Below are 5,190 nucleotides of genomic sequence, written 5' to 3'. Positions count from 1 at the left end.
TCGACACCGCGGCCCGCGCGGAGGAGCGCACCGGGGGCCGGGGCGCGCTCAACTTCCTGGAGGAGGTCGACGCCCAGGACATCGCCGCCGACACCCTCTCCCGGCGCTCCGTGCGGCCCGACGCCGTACGGCTGATGACCGCGCACCGATCCAAGGGCCTGGAGTGGCGCCTGGTCGTCGTAGCCGGAGTGCAGGAGGGACTCTGGCCCGACCTGCGGCGCCGCGGCTCGCTGCTCGAAGCGGACCGGATCGGCCGCGACGGCCTCGCCGAACCCCTTACTTCGGGTGCCCTCCTCGCCGAGGAGCGCCGGCTCTTCTACGTGGCGGCGACCCGCGCCCGCGAACGCCTGATCGTCACCGCGGTCAAGGCGCCCGCCGACGACGGCGACCAGCCGTCCCGCTTCCTCACAGAGCTCGGCGTCGAACCCCGCGACGTCACCGGCCGCCCGCGCCGGCCCCTGGCCGTCGCCGCCCTCGTCGCCGAGCTGCGCGCCACCACCGTCGACCCAGGCGCCTCCGACGCGCTGCGGGAGGAGGCCGCCCTCCGCCTCGCCCGGCTCGCGGCGCTCAGCGACGACGAGGGGCAGCCGCTCGTACCGTCGGCCCACCCCTACCGGTGGTGGGGCCTGTACGAGCCGACCCGCTCGGCCGTCCCGCTGCGCGACCGGGACCAGCCCGTCGCCCTGTCCGGCAGCGCGCTCGACCAGCTGGCCAACACCTGCGCGCTCCAGTGGTTCCTGGGCCGCGAGGTGAAGGCCGACGCCCCGGCGACCGCGGCCCAGGGTTTCGGCAACGTCGTCCACGTTCTGGCCGACGAGGTGGCCTCCGGGCGGACGCCCGCCGATCTGGCCGTCCTCATGGAGCGGCTCGACTCGGTCTGGGACGGGCTGGTCTTCGACGCGCCCTGGAAGTCGCATCAGGAGAAGCAGCAGGCCCGCGTAGCCCTCGAACGCTTCCTGCGCTGGCACGTCATGGACCGCACCGGCCGCACCCCGGCCGCCAGCGAGCACGACTTCGACGTGACGCTGGAGGCGGGGGAGTACGAGGTGCGCATCCGGGGCTCCATGGACCGCGTCGAACGTGACGCCGACGACCGGGCCTACGTCGTCGACTTCAAGACCGGCAAGCAGTCCCCGACGAAGGACGAGGTGGCCCGTCACCCGCAGCTCGCCGTGTACCAGCTGGCTGTCCGGGCGGGCGCGGTCGACGAGGTCTTCGACGGCAAGCGCCCCGAATCCGGCGGCGCCGAACTCGTACAGCTGCGCCAGCCCGCCCCCAAGAAGGAGGGCGGTGACGCCGTCCCCAAGGTGCAGGCGCAGGAGCCGCCCGACACCGAGTGGGTCTCCGATCTCCTGGCGACCGCCGCCGGCCGGGTCCTGGACGAACGGTTCACGCCGTCGACCGGACAACACTGCTCCCACTGCACCTTCAAGGCCTCGTGCAGTGCGCAGCCGGAGGGCCGGCACGTCCTCGAGTGAGCAGGATCCGATGTTGCTGCCGTCAGCGCTTGCGGGCCATCACCCCGTACACGCTGACGTCGGCGTCGGTGACGTCGTTGATGCCCTGGTAGCGCGTCCGGTCCAGCGCGTCCAGACCCGCCACGAACTCGGAATCCGGGTCCTGGGACTCGGGCAGGTCGACGATCCGCTCGGGCCGCCAGCGGTGCACGGGGACGACGCCGGGATCGAGCATCTCCAGCCCGTTGTCCGTCACGAATCGCTCGACCTGTGCGTGCGAGCGGCGGACCATCGCGAACCCGCGCTCCTTGAACGACTTCGTGATCCGGCCGACCTGCTCGGGGTTGAGGTCCGAGCTGACATTGCTCAGTACGAGGTAGCTGCCGGGTGCCAGGGCGTCGAGGAGCTGCTTGACGATCGGGTAGGCCGCCTCGTCCTCGATGAAGTGGAGGACGGCGGCGAGGACGAGGGCGACGGGCCGGTCGAGGTCGAGTGTGCGGCGGGCCGCTTCGAGGATCTTGGCGGGGTCGCGCAGATCCGCCTCGATGTAGTCGGTGTGGCCCTCGGGTCCGCTGGTGAGCAGGGCCTGCGCGTGGACGAGGACGACGGGGTCGTTGTCGGCGTACACCACGCGGGCCTCGGGGGCGATCGACTGGGCGATCTGGTGCACGTTCTGCTGGGTCGGGAGCCCGGTCCCGACGTCCAGGAACTGCCGGATGCCCTCCTGCGCGGCGAGTGTGACGGCCCGCCGCATGAAGTCCCGGTTGTGCCGCACGGTGAGGTACCCGCGGGGATTGGCGGCCAGGGCCATGGCCGCGGCCTCGCGGTCGGCCGGGTAGTTGTCCTTGCCGCCGAGGAAGACGTCGTAGACCCGCGCCGGGTGCGCCTTCGTCGTGTCGATGCGTGCCCTGAGCGCTGCGGTGTCAGGGGCGGGTGCGTCGGCGCTCATATGACCGTCCTCGTAAGGCTGTTGATGCGACAAGCAGTCAATTTAGACGGTCCTCCACGGCTTGTGCGCCACCAGGACGCGGATATGAGGACGCGGATATGAGGACGCAGACATCGAGGCGCGGATCTAAGGACGCAGACATCGGGGCGTAGACATTGATCCTCACCGGTCGCCTCGGTGACGCTCACGTACGCCCCCGATCCCGGCCCCCGGCCCAGGCGGCCGGCCGCTCCGCGTGCTCCGGCGCGGATCCCTTCGCCTGGGTGAGACGTCGGCCGCGCCTTCGGCGCCATGGCCGCGGCCCCGCGGTCGGCGGGTGAGGTATTTCTCGGACTCTTCCGGACTTCGTGGGTTGTCGGTGCGGCCGGTTAGCCTCTGTGGAGTGTCCTCACGTATCACCGATCCCGAGCAGCTCAAGGAGCTGCTGGGGATCCCCTTCACCCCGGAGCAGACGGCGTGCATCATCGCGCCGCCCGCCCCGCAGGTGATCGTCGCCGGGGCCGGGTCGGGGAAGACCACGGTGATGGCGGCCCGTGTGGTGTGGCTGGTCGGTACCGGTCAGGTCGCCCCCGAGCAGGTCCTCGGGCTCACCTTCACCAACAAGGCGGCCGGCGAGCTCGCCGAGCGCGTCCGCAAGGCCCTGATCGCCGCCGGGGTCACCGACCCGGATGTGATCGACCCGGACAACCCCCCGGGCGAACCCGGCATCTCCACGTACCACGCCTTCGCCGGCCGGCTCCTCACCGAACACGGGCTGCGGATAGGACTCGAACCCACCACCCGCCTCCTCGCCGACGCCACCCGCTACCAGCTCGCCGCCCGCGTGCTGCGCGAGGCCCCCGGCTCCTATCCGGCCCTGACCAGGTCGTTCCCGACCCTGGTCAGCGATCTCCTGGCGCTGGACGCCGAGCTCGCCGAACATCTCGTACGTCCCGAACAGCTCGCGGCGTACGACACCGGACTGCTCCGCACCCTGGAGACCGCCAAGCTCAGCAACGCGGAACTGCGCAAGATGCCCGAGACCTCCGAGGCCCGCCGCGAGCTGCTCTCGCTGACCCGGCGCTACCGGGAGGCCAAGCGCAGCCGCGACCTCCTCGACTTCGGTGACCAGATCGCCCTCTCCGCCCAGCTCGCCCTCACCCGCCCCGAGGTCGGCGCGATCCTGCGCGAGGAGTACCGAGTCGTCCTGCTCGACGAGTACCAGGACACCTCCGTCGCCCAGCGCCTCCTGCTCTCCGCCCTCTTCGGCAGCGGCCCCGACGGCATCGCCACCGGACACGCCGTCACCGCGGTCGGCGACCCCTGCCAGGCCATCTACGGCTGGCGCGGCGCCTCCGTCGCCAACCTCGACGACTTCCCGGAGCACTTCCCGCATGCCGACGGCACCCCGGCCGCCCGCTACTCCCTCAGCGAGAACCGCCGCAGCGGCGGCCGCCTCCTGCACCTCGCCAACGGGCTCGCCGCCCCCCTGCGCGCCATGCACGAGGGCGTCGAGGCCCTGCGCCCCGCCCCGGGCGCCGAGCGCGACGGCCTGGTCCGCTGCGCCCTGCTGCGTACCCACGCCGAGGAGCTCGACTGGCTCGCCGACTCCATCGCCCATCTCGTACGCACCGGCAAGGCCCCCGGCGAGATCGCCGTCCTGTGCCGCACAGCCGGCGACTTCCCCGAGATCCAGGCAGCGCTCGTCGCCCGGGACATCCCGGTCGAGGTCGTCGGCCTCTCCGGGCTGCTCCACCTCCCCGAGGTCGCCGACCTCGTGGCCGTCTGCGAGGTCCTCCAGGACCCGGGGGCCAACGCCTCCCTGGTCCGGCTCCTCACCGGTCCCCGCTGGCGGATCGGCCCCCGCGACCTCGCCCTGCTCGGCCGCCGCGCCCGACTCCTCGTCCAACGTGCCTCCCACGGAGACGACGAGGACTTCGACCCCGACCGCCGGCTCGCCGAGGCCGTCGAGGGCATCGACCCGGCCGAGGTGATCTCCCTCGCGGACGCCCTGGACACCTTCCTCGACTCCGGCGGCGAACAGGACGACCGGCTGCCGTTCTCCGCCGAGGCCCGGATCCGCTTCGCCCGCCTCGCCACCGAGCTGCGCGACCTGCGCCGCTCGCTGTCCGACCCGCTGATGGACGTCCTGCACCGGGTCCTCGCCACGACGGGCCTGGAGGTCGAGCTCTCCGCCTCTCCCCAGGCCCTGGCGGCCCGCCGCCGCGAGACCCTCGCCAACTTCCTCGACGTCGCAGCCCGCTTCGCCGCCGTCGACGGGGAGGCCACGCTCCTCGCCTTCCTCGGCTTCCTGCGCACCGCCGTGCAGTACGAGAAGGGCCTCGACAACGCGCTGCCCGGCGGCGAGAACACCGTCAAGGTCCTCACCGCCCACAAGTCCAAGGGCCTGGAATGGGACGTCGTCGCCGTGCCGGGCCTGGTCACGGGCCAGTTCCCCAGCGGCCAGTCCCGAGATGCCTGGACCTCCCAGTCCCAGGTACTCCCGCACGCCCTGCGCGGCGACACGGCCACGCTGCCCGTCCTCCACTCCTTCGACGCCAAGGGGCTCAAGGACTTCAAGGCGGAGATGAAGGAGCACCAGCACACCGAGGAGCTCCGACTCGGCTACGTCACCTTCACCCGGCCCCGCACCCTGCTGCTCGGCTCCGGCCACTGGTGGGGCCCGAGCCAGAAGAAGCCGCGCGGCCCGTCAGCCTTCCTGGACGCGCTGTACGAGCACTGCGCGGCCGGTTACGGCGAGATCGAGGCGTGGGCGGACGAGCCCGCCGAGGGCGAGGAGAACCC

Annotated in this window: 3 protein-coding genes; 2 read left to right on the top strand and 1 reads right to left on the bottom strand. The window is 72.3% G+C overall.

From position 1 onward, the window contains the following. A partial coding sequence (locus tag JGS39_RS36260; protein WP_219574019.1) for a PD-(D/E)XK nuclease family protein occupies positions 1 to 1,478 on the top strand: 1,478 nt, incomplete at its 5' end. 22 nt (positions 1,479 to 1,500) lie between these two features. Here the strand turns inward: JGS39_RS36260 and JGS39_RS36255 are convergent. Further along, positions 1,501 to 2,406 (bottom strand): SAM-dependent methyltransferase, encoded by a 906-nt coding sequence (locus tag JGS39_RS36255; RefSeq protein WP_219574018.1) that lies wholly within the window; start codon positions 2,404 to 2,406, stop codon positions 1,501 to 1,503. Positions 2,407 to 2,788: 382 nt separating this feature from the next. On the opposite strand from JGS39_RS36255, the gene JGS39_RS36250 reads away from it, so the two are divergent. Further along, positions 2,789 to 5,190, top strand: a 2,402-nt coding sequence (locus tag JGS39_RS36250) for an ATP-dependent helicase (RefSeq protein WP_219574017.1), incomplete at its 3' end; no start/stop codon positions are given.

It is taken from the genome of Streptomyces poriferorum, assembly GCF_019399235.1.
In the GTDB taxonomy this organism is placed as follows: domain Bacteria; phylum Actinomycetota; class Actinomycetes; order Streptomycetales; family Streptomycetaceae; genus Streptomyces; species Streptomyces poriferorum.
Note: the sequence above shows the minus strand (reverse complement) of the source record. Positions and strands in the feature narration are given on the sequence as shown.